Genomic DNA, 16649 nt, shown 5'->3' with positions numbered 1-16649 from the left:
AGCGAGTAGGCGATGTCAGCCAAGAAGTCCCAACGCGGCGCGGCGACGCTGCTGATGGCCCCGTTCTTCGCCCTGTTCCTGGGCACCCTGGTGGTGCCGATCGGGTACGCGGCCTACCTCAGCCTGTTCACCGAACGCTCCTCCGGCCTCGGGTTCGGCGGCACCGAGACCCTGTTCACCGGGCTCGGCAACTACCTGCACGCCCTGGCCGACCCCGCCTTCCGCGACGGCTTCGGCGTCATCGCCGGCTACGTGCTGGGCTACATCCCGGTCATGGTCGGCGGCGCGCTGCTGCTGGCTCTCCTGCTGGACTCCACGTTGGCCCGCGCCAAGCGGTTCTTCCAACTCACGCTGTACCTGCCGCACGCGGTGCCGGGGATCATCGCCGCCATCATCTGGCTCTACCTCTACACGCCCGGCCTGTCCCCGGTCGTCGCCGCGATGCGCGAGGGCGGCCTGACGTGGAACTTCCTGTCCAGCGACCACGCACTCAGCTCGGTCATCAACATCTCGCTGTGGGAATGGGTCGGCTACAACGTGGTCATCTTCTACGCCGCCCTGCAAGCCGTCCCGCGCGAGGTCGTCGAGGCCGCCTCCGTCGACGGTGCGGGTGAGCTGCGCACGGCGCTGAGCATCAAACTGCCGATGATCCGGGCCGCAGTCGTCATGACCGTGCTGTTCACCGTCATCGGCGCGCTCCAACTGTTCACCGAGCCCATGATCCTCAACGGGGCCAACCCCGCGGTCAACACCACCTGGACCCCGAACATGTACGCCTACGACGCCGCCTTCCGCCGCGGCGACTACGGAGTGGCCGCCGCCGCCTCCATCCTCTTGGCCTTCGTGGCGGCACTGCTGTCCTTCGTCGTCACACGCATCGGCAACCGCAAGGGGGCGGCGTGACCACCACCATGACCAAGCCATCTGTGTCGACACCGGCGCCGGTTCCGTCTCGTGCGCGGCGCCGCAAGCCCCTGTGGGCGTCCAAGATCGCGGTCAACACCGCGCTGGTGCTGGCCACCGCCTACACCGTGCTGCCCCTGACCTGGCTGCTGGTCGCCTCGACCAAGAGCCTGGGCGACCTGTCCGGCAACGCCTTCACCCTCACCGAGTTCCACTTCTTCGAGAACCTGGGCGAGTTGGCGTCGGCCGACGGCGGGGTGTACCTGCGCTGGTACGTCAACAGCATTCTGTACGCGGTGGGCGGCGCGGGCCTGGGCGCGTTCTGCTCGGTGGCGTGCGGGTACGCGTTCGACAAGTTCTCGTTCCGCGGCAAGGAGAAGCTGTTCGGCGTGGTCCTGCTGGGCGTGCTGGTCCCCACGACCGCGCTCGCCCTGCCGCTGTACCTGCTGGCCTCCGAGCTCGGCGTGGTCAACACGTTCTGGGCGGTGTTCGTGCCGGTGCTGGTCAACCCGTTCGGCGTGTACCTGGCCCGGATCTTCAGCGCCGGCTACGTGCCCGGCGAAGTGCTGGAAGCCGCGCGGGTCGACGGCGCGGGCGAGCTGACCACGTTCTGGTCGATCTCGCTGAAGACGCTGATGCCCGGGTTCGTGACGATCTTCCTGTTCCAGTTCACCGGCATCTGGAACAACTTCTTCCTCCCCCTGGTCATGCTGTCCGACCGCGAGCTGTACCCGCTCAGCCTCGGCCTCTACTCGTGGCACACCGTGGTGACCGCCGAACCCGAGTACTACCCGCTGACCATCACCGGCGCGCTGCTGGCGGTCGTGCCCGTGGTGATCGCCTTCCTGTCCCTGCAACGCCACTGGAAAGCCGGCATGACCTCCGGCGCAGTGAAGTAGGAGAGCACGTGACACACGCACGTCCCCGGACGCTGGTGGCCATGCACCGCCACGTGGCGCGGTGGCTGCTGGACGAGGACGCCCGCGCGCGCCTGGCCTCCCTCGCCGACACCGACCCCGACCTGGTCATCGACGACTTCACCACCCCCGAGGCCCGCGCCGCCCTGGCCGAGACCGAGGTGCTGTTCACCGGCTGGGGCTGCCCGCAGGTCGACGAGCAGGTGCTGCGCGACGCGCCTCGCTTGAAGGCCGTCGTGCACGCGGCCGGTTCGGTCAAGCACCACATCACCGACGCGTGCTGGCGGCGCGGTATCGCGGTGTCCTCGGCGGCGGCGGCCAACGCGCTGCCCGTGGCCGAGTACACGGTGGCAGCGATCCTGATGAGCAACAAGCGGGTGCCGGCGATCGCCGCGCGCTACCGGGAGGTCCGGGAGCCGCAGGACTGGCAGGCGCAGTTCCCGTGGCTGGGCAACTACCGGCGGCGGGTGGGCGTGGTCGGCGCGTCCAAGATCGGCCGGCGGGTGATCGAGCTGCTCCGGCCGTTCGACCTCGACATCGTCGTGACCGACCCGTACCTGACGACGGCCGAGGCGGCGTCCCTGGGAGTGGCGCTGACCGGCCTGGACGACCTGGTCCGCACCTCGCACGTGGTCAGCCTGCACGCGCCCGAACTGCCCGAGACCCGGCACCTGATGGACGCGCGGCGGTTGGCGATGATGCCGACCGGGTCAACGCTGATCAACACCTCGCGCGGGTCCCTTGTGGACACTGCCGCGTTGTTGCGGGAGTTGTTCTCCGAGCGCCTGCACGCCGTGCTGGACGTGACCGACCCGGACGTGCTGCCCGCCGACTCGCCCCTGTTCACCGCGCCGAACCTGGTGCTGACCCCGCACATCGCGGGCTCGCTCGGCAACGAGCTGGCCCGCATGACCAACCAGGCCCTGGACGAGCTGGACCGGCTCGGCCACGGCCTCCCCCTGTCCCACCGGGTCCTCCCGGAGGTGCTCGACCGCTCCGCGTGACCCCTTCCTGGTTGAACGCCGTAACGCATGACAGGAGACCAACGTGAGTTCTCGTCTGCGCCGCGCCCTGCAAGCCGGTCTGACCTCGATAGTCGCGGCGGGAACGGCGGTCGCCGTCGCCCCCGCCGCGTCGGCCGCCACCGCGTACTACGTCGACTGCTCGTTCACCGGGTCGCCCCTGGGCACCCAGGCCGCGCCGTTCAACGCGCTGTCCCAGGTGAACGCGAAGACGTTCGGTGCGGGGGAGTCGGTGTTGTTCAAGCGCGGCACCACGTGCACTGGGCAGTTCGTGGCCTCGGGGTCGGGTGCGGCGGGTTCACCGATCACGCTGGGCGCTTACGGGACCGGTTCCCGTCCGGTCCTCAACGGGGGCGGGGCCTATGGGGAGACCGTGCTGTTGCGGGACGTCAGCCACTGGACCGTGCGGGATGTCCGGGTCACCAACCCCGGTACTACCGCGGAACGCGCGGGCGTCCGGGTGCGCAGCGTCAGTGCGGCGGCCAAGGCGGGCATCACGTTGACCGGGTTGGAGGTCGACAACGTCGCCGGGTGGAGCAACAAGATCGGCACGAACTCGGGGTGGTTCAAGGGTTCCGCCGGTATCTCGGTGCTCAGCGACGCTACCGCTGGGGCGATCGCGGGACTTCACATAACCGACAACTACGTGCATGACACCGGCGGTGGCGGGATCAAGATCACCATCAAGCCGGCGCAGTACCACACCGATGTCTACATCGCGCGCAATCAGATCATCAGCGTGGGTGGCGACGGGATCGTGGTGCACGGGTCCGACTCGCCGTTGATCGAGCACAACCGGGCGGACAACCTGGGTGGCGGCGCGTACCCGTTCCTGGGCGGGAACTTCGCGGGCATGTGGCCGATCAACTCGAAGGACCCGGTCTTCCAGTTCAACGAGGTGACGCGGAGCTACCCGTCGATCTACGACTCGACGGCGTGGGACTGCGACGGCGCGATCGTGGGGACTTGCACTTATCAGTACAACTTCTCCAGCAACAACGCGGGCGGGTTCTTCCTGGGGTGCCAGCACTGCACGGAGTACCCGAACTACAAGGCCAAGCAGGTCATCCGGTACAACGTGTCGCAGGACGACTGCCGGATCGCGGCGGACGGCGACAAGTACTCGCACTCGGTGTACTACAACAACACGTTCTACTGCATGGCGCGGCCGTTCGACGTGAAGGTGCCGGTGGGCGTGGCCGCGACTACGTTGTTCGCCAACAACATCTTCGTGTCGCAGCACGGCTCGCTGCCGGTGGGGACGGGCGTGAGCTACCGGTCGAACCTGTACTGGGGCGGGTTCACGGCGCCTTCCGGTGACCCGGGCGCGGTGGCCGCCGACCCGAAGTTGAACTACGCGGGCGGGAGTGCTTCCGGGTTCAACAGTGTGGCCGGGTACAAGCTGACGTCGGGGTCGCCTGCGTTGGGTGCCGGGGTGGTGGCGGCCGAGGCGGGTGCTCGGGACTACTTCGGGGCGGCTGTGCCGCGTGCGGACGGCAAGGTGAACATCGGCGCGGACAACTCGGTTGGTGTGGCGGCGAAGACGTACTCGTCGCTGCGGGAGGCGTTCAACGACGTCGGCATCAGCAACGACCTGAACCCGAAGGCCGGTGGGATTTCGAAGAGCGGCCGGAGCTTCTCGGGGCAGGCGCTGGAGGCGGAGGGGATCAAGTACCCGAGTGCGGTGGTCGGCGGGGTGAACTTTGATTGGCCGCAGCGGTACTACGGGTTCCCGGACAACGTGAAGGCAGCGGGGCAGAAGATCGCTATGTCCGGGTCGGGGTCGAAGCTGGCCTTCCTGGGGGCGGCGACGTTCGGCACCCAGACCGGTACCGGGACTGTCACGTACACGGACGGGACGACGTCCGCATTTGCGTTGGCGTTCGGCGACTTCTGGGCTGCTTCAGCCATCCCGGGGAATACCCAGGCGGCGTTCATGACCTACCACAACAAGCCGCCGACGACCTACAACAACGCGTCGACTGGGCGGGATGAGCAGGACGTGCGCCTGTGGTCGACATCCGTGCCACTCGACCCGGCCAAGACCGTGGCGTCGGTGACCCTGCCGGACGTCGGTGGTCCGTTGGCCACGCCCGGCATTCACGTGTTCGCGATGGAAATCGCCTGAGTTGGTGAGGGCTCTGCCCGTTGTGGCGCGGAGCCCTGCTCAACTGCTTCGTCACGTTGGGCGTTCCGCCCACCCACCCCCTCCCTGGCCGCCTCGCACAAGCCAGGCGCGCGGTGCGCGCCAAGCGCGCTTCGCGCGCAAGCCGCCGAAGGCGGGTGCTTTTGGTGGCTTTTGCGAGAGGGCCTGGGAAGGGGTGGGCGGCGGAACGCCCAACGCGACTTGACTTTTGAAGGGCCGAAGCAGGCGGCTGGGACGGCGTGTCAGCTGATCAGCGAACCACCGTTGGGGCTCAGCGTCTGCCCGGTCAGGTACGTCGCGTCCGGCCCGACCAGGAACGCCACCGTCGCGGCGATCTCGGCCGGCAGCCCGAAGCGCCCCAACGCGATCTGCCGCTCCAGGTCCCGCCGCAGCACCGGTGCGATGACGTCCCCCAGAGGCGTCTCGACGTAACCCGGCGCCACGCAGTTGACCCGGATCCCCAGCGGCGCGACGTCGCGGGCCACGGCCTTGGTCAGGCCCTCGATGCCGCCCTTGGCGGCCGAGTAGTGCGGCAGGTGCGCACAACCGGCCAACCCGCACACCGAAGAGATGTTCACGATGGACGCGCCGCGCTGCATGTGTCGCAGCGCGGCGCGCGTGCAGTAGAACGTGCCGTCCAGGTGGACGCCGAGCATCCGGTGCCACGCCTCGTCGCTGATGTTCACCGTGGCGTCCAACACCGTGGTGGCCTCGCCCGCGACCGACTCCTCGACCCGGCCGGCCAGGCGCGCGAACGCCTCGTCCGCCTCCGCCCCACCCCGGATCCCCGCGTTGTTGACCAGGATGTCCAGCCGCCCGTAGGTCTCCACGACGGCCTTCACCGCCCCCTCGACCTGGTCGGAATCGGACACGTCCGCGACCACGGCCATCCCCTGCGTCAGCAGGCCCGCGGTGATCTCCGCGCCGGTCGAGTCGACGTCCAGCACCGCGACCCGCGCACCCTCCGCGTCGAGCCGGCGCGCGACCGCCTCGCCGATGCCCGAACCCGCGCCGGTCACCAGCGCCACCATGCCCTCGATGTTGCCCATGTCCGCAGACGGTAGGCGGACCGCGCCGCCGTGCTGTGGCCCCGGACACAGCCGGTGCGCCGGCAGTCAACCGGTGTTCGCCTCGGGGCAAGCGACTCCCCCGCCCCGGAAAGCACCCTGGTCACCCGAACCCGGCCGTGCGGCGGGTGCGGCGGACGGAGGCGAGCATGACCGAGGTCGACCGGCGGGTGGTGGCCAGGGGCGCCAGGGCGCTGCGGGCGGAGTCGAGCAGCGTGCTGGTGGCGACGATCGTCCTGGTGCTGCTGATCGGTGTGCTGCGGCCCGCGTTCCTGACCGTCGGGCAGCTCAAGGACGTGCTGAACAACTCGGTGTACGTGGCGCTGCTCGCGGCCGGGATGGCGTTCCTGCTGGCGATGCGGGAGATCGACCTGTCGGTGGGGGCGATGTTCGGGCTGTCGCTGATCACCTCGGCGCTGCTCATGCGGGACGGTTTCGACCCGTGGCTGGCTTGCCTCGCGGGCATCGCGCTCGGGGCGGTCCTCGGGCTGGCGAACGCGTTGGTGGTGCAGCACATCGCGATCCCGGCGTTCGTCGCCACCCTGGCCACCATGCAATTGTACCGGGGGTTGGCGGTCGCCTTGGGCGATGGGCAGCAGGTGACTGGGTTGCCGCTGGAGCACTCGTTCTTCGCCGTCCTGGGCGGTGACCTGCTGGGGTTGCCGGTCAGCGTGTGGATCCTGGTCGTGGTGACGGCGGGGTTGACCGTGGTGCTGCGGTGGACGCCGTTCGGGTACCGGGTCCGGTCGATCGGGTCGAACCCGGACGCGGCCGCGTTCTCCGGCATCTCGATCCCGCGCACCCGCCTGTACGTGCTGGTGCTGGTCGGGGCGGTGGCGGGGCTGGCGGGCGTGCTGGGGTTGGCGTTCTTCACCTCCGGCGACCCGAACATCGGCATCGGCTTCGAGTTGCAGGCGATCGCGGCGGCGGTGATCGGCGGCACCCCGTTGCGGGGCGGGGTGGCCACCGTGGTGGGAGCGGTGTTCGGCGCGGTGCTGCTGGGCGTGGTGTCCAGCGGGCTCGTGTACTTCAGCATTCCCGCGAACTGGAGTTCCTTCGCCACCGGACTGGTCGTCCTGCTGGCGGTCGGGGTGGACAGCGCGCTGCGCAGCAGGCAGCGGGCGCGCGAATCGATGCTCGGGCTGTAGTGAGGAGATGAGGTCCTGATGCGTGCCCCTCGGTACGTCGCGGCGCTGGCCGCCGCCGGTCTGCTGGCCGGCTGCGGCGCGGCGTCGTCCCCCAACGCGCCGCTGAAGATGGCGTTCGTGTACGCCACGTCGACGCAGAACCCGTTCCAGGAGATGGCGTTCGGCGCGAAGGCCGCCGCGTCCGACGCCGGGAACGTCGACCTGGCCCTGAGCGCGCCGTCCGGTGTGGACGGTCCGCAGGAGGTGTCGCTGTTCCAGTCGGCGATCCGCAACTCCAAGGACGGCGTCGCCTTGGAAACGTTGACGCCCGACCTGTTCGTGCGCCCGCTCAACCAGGCGGCCGACCTGGGCGTGCCGGTGGTCGCGGTGGACACCGTGCCGCCCGCGGGCACCAAGGTCGAACTCTACATCGGCAACAGCAACACCGAGCTGGGGAAGGCGCTGGGCGAGGAGTTCGTCAAGCGGGTCCCGGAGAACGCGACCGGCGAGGTCGTGCTGGGCAACGCGATCCCCGGCCTGACCCTGCTCCAGCAGCGCTTGGACGGCATGAAGTCGGTCATCCAGGCCAAGCGCCCGGGCCTGAAGGTGCTCGGCCCGTTCGACTCGGGTTCCGAGCCCACGTCGAACTTCACCAAGTGGAACGACCTGGTCAAGGCCAACCCGAACGCGATCGCGTACCTGGGCGTCGGCGCGCAGGACGCCGTGTCCCTGGCCCTGATCCAGAAGAACACGGGCCGTCGTTTCCTCGCGGGTTCCTGTGACCCCGACGCCGCCGCGCTGCAGGCGGTGAAGGACGGGTACGTGTTCGCCCTGGCATCACCAGAGCACTGGCTCAAGGGCTATGTCGCCCTGCGTCTGCTGATCGACCACAAGCGCGGCAAGCAGATGCCGAAGGGTTGGTGGAACACCGGGTCGCTGGTGGTGAACGCGGCCAACATCGACCAGATCATGGCGCGGCAGAAGGACGAGGACAGCCGCAAGGCCGCGTTCAAGGCCGAGACCGAGAAGCAGCTCGCTTCGCCGGACGCCCACCTGCGCCCGTTGTCGGAGGCCAACTGATGCACGCGCTGACCGCTTGCGGGATCACCAAGGCCTACGGCGGCGTCACCGCGCTGGCCGGTGCGGACCTGACGTTGCGCCCCGGCTCGGTGCACGCGTTGCTCGGCGAGAACGGCGCGGGCAAGTCCACGCTGATCAAGGTGATCACGGGGGCGGTCGCGCCCGATTCGGGCAGCCTGCGGCTGGCGGACGCCGAGGTGTCGTTCGCCAGCACCGCGCACGCCGCCGCCAACGGGGTGGCGGTGGTGTCGCAGGAGCTGAACCTGTTCCCGGACTTGGACGTCCTGGCCAACCTGTACCCGATGCGCGAGCCCACCCGCGGCCCACTGCTGGACCGCCGTGCCATGCTGGACCGGGCCGTGCCCGTGCTGCGCCAGCTTGGATTGGACGTCGATCCGAGGGTGCGTTTGGGGACGTTGTCGTTGGCGCAACGGCAGTTGGTGGAGATCGCCAAGGCGCTGATCGTGGAGCCGAGGGTGCTGATCCTGGACGAGCCGACGTCCGCGCTGGACCCGGACAGTTCGGAGCGGCTGCTGGACATCCTGCGCGTGTTGCGGGACCGGCAGGTGGCCGTGGTGTTCGTGTCGCACATCCTCGAGGAGGTCATGACCCTGTGCGACGAGATCACCGTCCTACGCGAGGGCCGAACGGTACTGGATGCCGCGCCTCGATCCTCTTTGGACATTGGTGGCATCGTGCACGCAATGTTGGGACAGGACTTGCCTACCGTATCCCGGGGTACGAGTCGGCGCATCGGTCCTGGGTTGGAGTTGCGCGGGGTGAGCGTGCCCGACCGACTCTCCGATGTGTCCCTGACATGTTCAGGTGGCGAGATCGTAGGGCTGGCAGGCTTGGCCGGCTCCGGCCACACCGCAGTGCTGGAGGTGATCGCAGGTCTCCGCCGCCCGTCGTCAGGTTCGGTCGCATTGCCCGGTGGTAAATTTCCTTCGTCCTTCCGTTCCGCTATCGCTTCAGGCGTGGCCCTGGTGTCCGGCGACCGACGCCGTGTCGGACTCATGCTGGACAAGCCGGTGTGGGAAAACGTGGCTCAGGTGCAACCAGTCGCTCTGTCCAGCCGAGGCTTGCTCCGCCCAAGCACCCTCCGCGCCTCCGCTTCCACTTTGGCGGCACAGGTGCAAGTACGCCCGCTCAACGTCGACCTGCGTGCGGGTTTGTTGTCCGGTGGCAACCAGCAAAAGGCAGTGCTCGCGAAGTGGCTAGCCGCCGCCCCTACCGTGCTGCTGCTCGACGACCCCACCCGCGGCGTAGACCTGGGCGCACGCGCGGAGATCCACTCCTTGCTGCGGATGGTGGCCGACGAGGGAAAGGTGGTGGTGCTGTGCTCCACCGACCTCGACGAACTGGTGGCCGCGTGCGACCGCGTTCTGGTGTTCCACAAGGGAACGGTGTGCGCCGAACTGACCGACTTCGACCAACACACCATCCTCCGAACCATGAACACCGGCGCGCCATAAAGTCCTCCCCAACCGACGCCCTTCGCCGGTCCGGCCCTCCATCCCTCCCCGAATTGTCGGTGCCTGCTGCTACCTTCCGATCATGCATGGAATCGCCCTGGTAGAGCAGGTCCTGGAGTCGGTGCGCCAAGACCCCGGCCGGTCGATGTTCGACCACCGCAACGTCCCCTGGGTGACCGGCGAGCCCACTCCCCTCCCGACCATGCCCGAGTTCCCGTCGGGCAGGCCTCTGTCACCCAGCCTCCAAGCCTGGCTGGCGTACGACCGGAGCCTCTTCACCCGCCACGGCTGGTTCGCCGACGACGGCACGTTGACCCCGCGGCCCTTGGACGAGCTGGTGACCGACGAACTCGGCTGGTGGGGCGAGTGCTTCACCCCCATCGCAGACCGCTTCCCCGAGTGCTTCCTCCTACCGGGCGGCTCCGACTCCCGCCGAGTCCTGGCCGTAGGCGAACCCGACTCCATGGGCGAATACCCCATCCTCGCCATCGACGTGGACGACCTCCCCTTCGCCGGCCTGATGTACCCCGGCTTCGACATCTACGCCGCCCACACCGCCAACCTCCTAGACCTCTCGTTCCCCACCTACACAGCCCTAGCCACCCACCCCACCTACGCATCCCGAATGCAGGAACACTCCACCCACCACTTCTCCGGCACCCTGTCCTACGAACACCTCTTCCAACCCTCCTGACCAGCCCTTTTCCTCCTCCTTCCACAGACCACCCATCCGAGTGACATACGAGATCCGCGACCAACCGCCGCCTCCCGCGTCCCGTGTAATGAGGAACGGACGGCCGGGACAGGGCAGCCACTGGCACAACCCGCACCCGCACGACCCCCTTCGCCGCTCCCCCTGGAGCGCAGCCACCTGCCGACGACCAGGCAGCCACACTCACCAGCCGCACCCACAAGTCGGCGGACCACCGCCAGGTGAGCCCCAAATCAGCAGGTCGGCGGCCACTTGATCAACATGCCGCCGGCAACCAAGCCAAAACCACCCCACCGCCACCCCACCGCCACCCCGCTGCCGCCGCCCCACTGCCGCCGCCGTCGCCGCCCCGCCGCCTCACCTTCCCGTCGCTACTGCTCCGGCCCCCGCTACCGCCCCACCCTCCCGCTGCTGCCACCCCCGGCCGCCCCGCCACCGCGGCCCCGCCGCCGCCCCGCCACCGCGGCCCCGCCGCCGCCCCGCCGCCGCGGCCCCGCCACCGGCGTCCCGCCCTCCCGTCCCCGCTGCCGCCTCTACGGCGGCACCGCCGCGGGGCACACCGTGCCGAGCCACCGTGCCCGCCCCTCGCGGCGTCCCGAGGTCGCTGGCCAGCGAAGTCCCGGGTCACGTCGACGGGTTCCTGGCCGACAGTCCCCCAGTCACAGCTATCCCGGTCACAATGAACCCGATCGCCGTGGGAGTTATGCGGCGGCAGCCCAGCGACAGCAGGCCAGCGACAGCTGCGGCATAGCAGGATAAGCAGCGTGAGGACGCTGCTCGCCGTGCCGCCCAACACCACGAAGGTCACCATCGAACCAGTCCAGCGCGATGGCTGTCACCCAGATTGGGCGGCAGTGCACGGTGGTTGAACGAAAGTGTATCGAGTGATCACGCGCCGCTGATTAGCCATCACACCGCTTCACTCGAACGAGTAGTTCGAATATCGCCCGATCAGGCAACGGAATTCGACGCCGTACGCTGCCGCCGGTTGAAATCCATTCGCAGGGAGTTGTTGCGTGCCCGGATATCTCGCCCTCACGGCGGCCACGGCGATGTACGCGCTGGGCATCGTGGCGCAGACCGTCGCCGCCCGGCGCACCCGACCGGGCCACGGCTTCGGCCTCCTCGCCCGACTCGCCGGCGACCGCCTCTACCTCCTGGGCTTCGCGGGCCAGGTCGGCGGGTTCGTGCTCGCCTTCTTCGCTCGCGCCGAACTGCCGCTGTACCTGGTGCAGGCCGGGTCGTCGTGTGCCGTAGGGGTCGCGACGGTGTTCGGGGTGGTCGCGTTGGGGTGGCGGGTGCGGGCGGTTGAGGTCGTTGTGTTGGTGGTGATGGCCGTTGGACTCGTGCTGCTCGCCGGGGCCTCCGCACCCTCGGTCGCCGACGACATCCCGGTTGACACCGGGTTCCTGCTGCTCGGCCTCCCCTTGGTGGCGATCTTCGTGGTGTCCCGGCGCGCGCAGGGCGTCCTGCCGATCGCGGTCGCGGCGGGCGTCGGGTACGCGATCGTCGCCATCGCGAGCCGCTCCCTGGCCGACGAACCGCTGCTGTCCCTCCCCTATTACCCGTTGGTGTGGTTGATGATCGCGGCGGCGCTCGTCGGCCAGGCGTGCATGGCCGCCGCGCTGCAACGGGGTTCGGCCACGTCCACGGTCGCGACCATGGACTCGGTCACGGTCGTCCTCACGTCCATCGTCGGCATCGCTGCGATGGGTGACCGGATCGCACCCGGCCGCGAGTGGTGGGTCGCGGTGGGTGTCGCGCTCGTCGTCGCGGGTGTGCTGGCGCTGGGCTACGCGTCCCGGCCGGTACCCGCGCCCGTCCCGGCGGAGGAACCGGCGTGACCGTCGCCAGCGTCTCCCTCGACCTCGACAACCTCTGGGCGTACCTGAAGACCCACGGCGACCCGGCGTGGGAACGCAGGCCGAGCTTCCTGTCCGTCGCGACGCCCCGTTTGCTGGAGATTTTCGGCGAGCACGGGCTGACCACGACGGTGTTCGTCGTGGGCGCGGACGCGGTGCGCGATGACGGGGCGGCGGCGGTTGCCGCTATTGCCGAAGCGGGACACGAGGTGGGCAACCACTCGTTCGGGCACGAACCGTGGCTGCACCGGTATTCGCGGGCCGAGTTGGAGGCGGAGGTCGCGCGGACGGAAGACGCGATCGTCGCGGCCGGTGCGCCGCGGCCGGTCGGATTCCGTGGTCCCGGTTACAGCGTGACGCCTGAGTTGCTGGACGTGTTGGCCCAGCGTGGGTACAGCTACGACGCGAGCACGTTGCCGACGTGGATCGGGCCATTGGCACGCTTTTACCACAATCGGACCGCACCGTCCACATCGGACAGCGGTGAACTGTTCGGCGGGTTTGGGAAGGTTCGGGCGCCCAATCGGCCTTATCGGTGGCACAACGGGGTTGTGGAACTGCCGGTGACGACGATGCCGTTGTTGCGTGTGCCGATCCACGGGTCGTACCTGTTGCAACTGCATGAAGTGTCGCCGGCGTTGGCGCGTGGGTATTTCCGCATGGCGTTGCGGTTGTGCCGGTGGACCGGGGTCGCGCCGTCGTTGTTGTTGCACCCGACGGATGTGCTGGGTGCGGCGGAAGCGCCGGGGATGGAGTTCTTTCCCGGGATGGCGGTGCCGTCGGCGCGCAAGGTTGAGCTGTTGGGCTGGGTGCTGGGGGTGCTGCGGCGGCACTTTGAGGTGGTCGGGACCGGTGCGCACGTGGCCGCGCTGGGTGCTGGGTTGCCGGTGCGGGACGTCGGACGGCTGGAACGGTCGGGATGACGGTGCTGCTGCGGGTTCTGGCATGCGTGACGGTGGCGCTGGCCCCGCTGGAGGGGTACCTGCTGGAGGTGCACGGGCACCTGGCTAAGGTCGCGCCCGCGTTGCTGGCCGTGGTGTGGATCGTGGTGCGGGTCCGGGAACGGCGGTTCGTCACGCCGCACCCCTTGCACGCGGTGTTGACTGCTTTCGCGATTGTGTTGCTGGCTTCCACTGCCATGCATGCTGGTGGACCATATGTGGTCGACTACTTGCAGCGATGGCTGCCGTTCCTGCTGTTGACCGTGATTCTGGTGGATGTGGTCGCGCGGGACGTGCCGGTGCGGGCGCTGCTGGGGGCGGCTGTGGCGGGGGCTGCGGTGGCGGCGGTGGGGGCGCTGTACAGCCTCTTGGCACAGGGGGAGGCTCGGGCTAGCGGGCCGTTGGAAGATCCGAACGACTTGGCGTATTTCCTGGTCGCTGCCTTGCCGCTGCTTGCGGCACTTGCGCCGGGAAAGAGCGCAAGAGCGACGTGGCGTTGGGTCGCCGTTGGCGTGGTGGCGCTGGTGTTGGCGGCGGGGGCGGCGGCGACGTTCTCGCGGGGTGGGGCGTTGGCGTTGGCCGCGGCGGGCGGGTGGCTGGTGGCGCGACGGGTCGTGCCGGTCAAGGTCGTGCTGGGCGGGGTCGCCGCGCTGGTCGTGGTGGCGTGCGGTGCGCTGGTGTTCGCCGGGCCGGCGTTGGACCGGGCGTTGCAGGAGAAGTCCTACATCGCGGGGACCAATGTGGACACTCGTGGGCTGCGGTGGGAGGCCGCGGCGCGCATGGTGTCCGCGCACCCGGCGCTCGGAGTGGGGCCGGGCGGGTTCCGGGACAACTACCCCGCGTTCTCGCGCAACGCCGAGGTCGACGAGCAGACCCCGGTGGCGCACAACATGTACCTGGAGGTCGCGGCCGAGCTGGGGGTGGCGGGGTTCGGGTTGTTCGTCGGGCTGCTGGCGGTGGCGGCGGTGTCGTCCGAACGCGTTTTGCGTGTGGGGTGGCGGCGGGAGATGGCGGCGGTGCAGGCGTCGCTGATCGCCGTGGTGGTGGCCTCGACGTTCCTGTCCCAGCAGTACTACCTGCCGCTGTGGTCGCTGGTCGCGGTGGTCGCCGCGGCCGATCTGCGTGTGAGGAGAGCCGATGCGCGTGCTGCACGTGATCGCTGAGATGGGCACGGGCGGGGCCGAGGCGCTGGTCGCCGGCATGGCCCGGGCCGGGGCCGAGTTCGGCTGGCACAGCGCCGTGGCCAGCGGCGGCGGACACCGCGCGGACGTCCTGCGCGGGCACGGGGTGCCGACGTTCTCGGTGCCGGTGGCGCGGCGACGGCCCGTGGGCGTGCTGCGGGCCACGGCGGCGACGCGTGCGGCGGTGCGCGGGTTCGAGCCGGAGGTCGTGTTGGCGCACAACGTGTCCGCGAGCATGGTGGCGCGGCTTGCGTTGGTACCGAAGAAGGTTCTGCTGGTGACCGTGTTCCACGGTGTCGCCGAGCGGGATTATGCCGGTGCGGCAAGGGTTTTGCGGCGGACGTCCGGTGCGGTGGTGACGGTGGCCGAGGCGACGGCGGCGCGGTTGCGGGCCGCCGGGGTGGAGTCGGTGGTCATCCCGAACGCGGTGTTCCCGCAGGAGCCGCGCGTGGACCGGGCGACCGTGCGAGCGGCGCTCGGTGCCGACCAGGACGTGCCGGTCGCGCTGTGCCTGGCCCGGATGGAACCGCAGAAGCGGCACGACGTGCTGCTGGACGCGTGGTCGCGGATCGAGGGTGCGGAGTTGTGGCTGGCCGGCGACGGGTCGCTGCGGCCGGAGCTGGAGCGGCGGGGTGTGCGCGGGGTGCGGTTCCTGGGCAACCGGCCGGACGTGGCCGACCTGCTGGCGGCGTGTGACGTCACCGTGCTGACCAGTGACTGGGAGGGGATGCCGGTCGCGGTGCTGGAGTCGCTGGCGGCGGGGCGGCCGGTGGTGGCCACGGACGTCGACGGGGTCGGCGAGGCGCTGGCCGGCGGCGGGGGTGTGGTCGTGCCGCCACGTGATCCGGCGGCGACCGCGGAGGCCTTGGGCTCGTTGCTGTTCGACGAGCCGCGGCGGGTGGCGATGGGTGCGGCCGGGCGGGCGGCGGTGACCGCGGCGCACGACCCGCGGGTGCTGATGCGGTCCTACGACGAGTTGTTGCGGAGCTGGGGAGGTCGGCGGTGAAGCTGCGGGTGGTCGGTGAGAGCGCCCTCGTGTCGCTGCTGGTGGGTGCGGTGGTCGTGGTGGCGACGCTGTTCTCCGGGGAGGAGTACCAGGCCCGGGTGAGCCTGCTCGCGGGACCGCAAGGACCGCAGTACGGGGAGGTGGTGGCGCTGTCCTTGCCCGCGTTGGTGGAGGTGGCGCGGAGCCCATCCGTGGTGGGCAAGGCGGGGACGTCGGCGGAGCGGGTGTCCGTGGAGCTGGTGCCGGCGTCGGGGTTGGCGCGGGTGTCGGTCCGGGCGCCGGCTGCCGGGCAGGCGAGCAACGAGGCGGCGGCGGTGGCGGCGGCGGTGGTCGAGGCGGACCTGTTGGCGCCGGCGGGGAGCTTGCGAGTGCTGGACGCGCCGGCGGTGGCGCGGGTGGCGCCGGACTGGCCGTTGGCGATCGGGTTGGCGTTGGTGGCGGCGGTCGTGGCGGGGGTGGCGGTCGCGGTGGTGCGGCACTTGCGGGGGACGCGGGCGGCTGACGGGGTGCGGGCGGCGTTGGCGGCGGCAGGGGTGCGGCACCCGGTGGCGGTGGTGCCCGACGACGATCCGGCGCTGGTGGAGCGGTTGACGGTGTTGTGCGCGGCGGCGCGGCGGCCGGTGCGGGTGGTGCCGGTGGTGCCGGGGTTGGCCGGGCGGGCGGAGGAGTTGGCGGAGGCGTTGCCGGACAAGGCTGCCGAACCGGCGGACGGGGTGGCGCTGGTGGCGGTGGTGCCTCGGAGTGGGGCGCGGGAGGAGTTGGCGAGCGTGGTCGGTGTGCGGCCGGCGGACACGACGGTGGTGGCGGTGGTGCTGGCGTGAACGACGAAGGGCACGGCCTCCGGCCCCCGTCTCCATTGTCCCACGAGGTACCGACAAAGTTGCCCGGATCGGTGCGCTGGTCGGTGGCGGAGGGTTCGACTGATCCGGCGGGGCCGGCGGACTCGGCCGGGCTGGCGGACTCGGCGGGACTGGCGGATTCGGCGGGACTGGCGGATTCGGCGGGACTGGCGGATTCGGCGGGGGAGGCGGTGCCGGCGGGGGAGGCGGGGGCGGTGAGCCCGGCGAGGCGGCTGGCGGGTTCGGCGCGGTCGGCGCGGTTGGTGCCTGGTGGGAGGGGCTCCTCTGCGGGTGGTCGGCGGGGGCAGTTGGTTGTTGGGTTGGTGGCTGGGGTTGTGGGGGTGGTGGGGGCTTGGCGGGCGTTGCGACCG

Annotated in this window: 14 protein-coding genes; 13 read left to right on the top strand and 1 reads right to left on the bottom strand. The window is 70.1% G+C overall.

Translation table 11 applies throughout. The annotated features are described in order from the left end of the window. The first annotated feature begins 12 nt into the window (after nt 1–12). From RIN75_RS31680 to RIN75_RS31665, 4 genes are read left to right on the top strand one after another with little or no spacing between them, the layout of a single operon-like run. Nucleotides 13–903: a sugar ABC transporter permease gene (locus RIN75_RS31680; protein ID WP_309115727.1), complete on the top strand. Its 891-nt coding sequence runs from the start codon at nt 13–15 to the stop codon at nt 901–903. Further along, nucleotides 900–1802 (top strand): carbohydrate ABC transporter permease, encoded by a 903-nt coding sequence (locus tag RIN75_RS31675; protein ID WP_309115726.1) that lies wholly within the window; start codon nt 900–902, stop codon nt 1800–1802. Before RIN75_RS31680 ends, RIN75_RS31675 begins: the two co-directional genes overlap by 4 nt. Before the next feature lie 8 nt (nt 1803–1810). Continuing rightward, on the top strand, nt 1811–2824 hold the full coding sequence (locus RIN75_RS31670; RefSeq protein WP_309115725.1) for a hydroxyacid dehydrogenase: 1014 nt from the start codon (nt 1811–1813) through the stop codon (nt 2822–2824). Nucleotides 2825–2867: 43 nt separating this feature from the next. After that, nucleotides 2868–4970 (top strand): hypothetical protein, encoded by a 2103-nt coding sequence (locus RIN75_RS31665; protein ID WP_309115724.1) that lies wholly within the window; start codon nt 2868–2870, stop codon nt 4968–4970. Nucleotides 4971–5230: 260 nt separating this feature from the next. On the opposite strand, the gene RIN75_RS31660 is transcribed toward RIN75_RS31665, so the two are convergent. Then, on the bottom strand, nt 5231–6037 hold the full coding sequence (locus tag RIN75_RS31660) for an SDR family oxidoreductase (RefSeq protein ID WP_309115723.1): 807 nt from the start codon (nt 6035–6037) through the stop codon (nt 5231–5233). 167 nt (nt 6038–6204) lie between these two features. Between RIN75_RS31660 and RIN75_RS31655 the strand changes: the two genes are divergently transcribed. The 9 genes from RIN75_RS31655 to RIN75_RS31615 all read left to right on the top strand — a co-directional run bounded on the left by RIN75_RS31655 (nt 6205) and on the right by RIN75_RS31615 (nt 16260). Beyond that, on the top strand, nt 6205–7203 hold the full coding sequence (locus tag RIN75_RS31655) for an ABC transporter permease (protein ID WP_309115722.1): 999 nt from the start codon (nt 6205–6207) through the stop codon (nt 7201–7203). A gap of 18 nt (nt 7204–7221) precedes the next feature. After that, on the top strand, nt 7222–8262 hold the full coding sequence (locus RIN75_RS31650) for a sugar ABC transporter substrate-binding protein (protein ID WP_309115721.1): 1041 nt from the start codon (nt 7222–7224) through the stop codon (nt 8260–8262). Beyond that, the gene (locus tag RIN75_RS31645) at nt 8262–9737 is read left to right on the top strand and encodes a sugar ABC transporter ATP-binding protein (RefSeq protein WP_309115720.1); all 1476 of its coding nucleotides are present in this window, start codon (nt 8262–8264) and stop codon (nt 9735–9737) included. Before RIN75_RS31650 ends, RIN75_RS31645 begins: the two co-directional genes overlap by 1 nt. Before the next feature lie 82 nt (nt 9738–9819). Then, nucleotides 9820–10431 carry a hypothetical protein gene (locus RIN75_RS31640; RefSeq protein ID WP_309115719.1) on the top strand — a complete coding sequence of 204 codons (612 nt, stop codon included), beginning with the start codon at nt 9820–9822 and terminating at the stop codon, nt 10429–10431. Nucleotides 10432–11465: 1034 nt separating this feature from the next. Next, entirely contained in the window at nt 11466–12293 is an 828-nt protein-coding gene (locus RIN75_RS31635) for a hypothetical protein (RefSeq protein ID WP_309115718.1), read from the top strand. Next, complete coding sequence (locus RIN75_RS31630; RefSeq protein WP_309115717.1) at nt 12290–13234, top strand: polysaccharide deacetylase family protein; 945 nt, start codon at nt 12290–12292, stop codon at nt 13232–13234. Before RIN75_RS31635 ends, RIN75_RS31630 begins: the two co-directional genes overlap by 4 nt. Then, nucleotides 13231–14415 carry an O-antigen ligase family protein gene (locus RIN75_RS31625; protein WP_309115716.1) on the top strand — a complete coding sequence of 395 codons (1185 nt, stop codon included), beginning with the start codon at nt 13231–13233 and terminating at the stop codon, nt 14413–14415. Before RIN75_RS31630 ends, RIN75_RS31625 begins: the two co-directional genes overlap by 4 nt. Then, a complete protein-coding gene (locus RIN75_RS31620) occupies nt 14390–15439 on the top strand; it encodes a glycosyltransferase (protein ID WP_309115715.1) in 1050 nt (349 codons plus the stop codon). Before RIN75_RS31625 ends, RIN75_RS31620 begins: the two co-directional genes overlap by 26 nt. Then, the gene (locus RIN75_RS31615; RefSeq protein ID WP_309115714.1) at nt 15436–16260 is read left to right on the top strand and encodes a hypothetical protein; all 825 of its coding nucleotides are present in this window, start codon (nt 15436–15438) and stop codon (nt 16258–16260) included. The genes RIN75_RS31620 and RIN75_RS31615 overlap by 4 nt, the downstream gene beginning before the upstream one ends. Nucleotides 16261–16649 lie beyond the last annotated feature (389 nt).

The organism is Saccharothrix sp. (assembly GCF_031180885.1).
Taxonomy (GTDB): domain Bacteria; phylum Actinomycetota; class Actinomycetes; order Mycobacteriales; family Pseudonocardiaceae; genus Actinosynnema.
Note: the sequence above shows the minus strand (reverse complement) of the source record. Positions and strands in the feature narration are given on the sequence as shown.

Coding starts and splice junctions, on each gene's coding strand:
- RIN75_RS31680 (WP_309115727.1), top strand. CDS start 13: ATGTCAGCCAAGAAGTCCCAACGCGGCGCGGCGACGCTGCTGATGGCC.
- RIN75_RS31660 (WP_309115723.1), bottom strand. CDS start 6,037: ATGGGCAACATCGAGGGCATGGTGGCGCTGGTGACCGGCGCGGGTTCG.
- RIN75_RS31655 (WP_309115722.1), top strand. CDS start 6,205: ATGACCGAGGTCGACCGGCGGGTGGTGGCCAGGGGCGCCAGGGCGCTG.
- RIN75_RS31650 (WP_309115721.1), top strand. CDS start 7,222: ATGCGTGCCCCTCGGTACGTCGCGGCGCTGGCCGCCGCCGGTCTGCTG.
- RIN75_RS31645 (WP_309115720.1), top strand. CDS start 8,262: ATGCACGCGCTGACCGCTTGCGGGATCACCAAGGCCTACGGCGGCGTC.
- RIN75_RS31640 (WP_309115719.1), top strand. CDS start 9,820: ATGCATGGAATCGCCCTGGTAGAGCAGGTCCTGGAGTCGGTGCGCCAA.
- RIN75_RS31625 (WP_309115716.1), top strand. CDS start 13,231: ATGACGGTGCTGCTGCGGGTTCTGGCATGCGTGACGGTGGCGCTGGCC.
- RIN75_RS31620 (WP_309115715.1), top strand. CDS start 14,390: ATGCGCGTGCTGCACGTGATCGCTGAGATGGGCACGGGCGGGGCCGAG.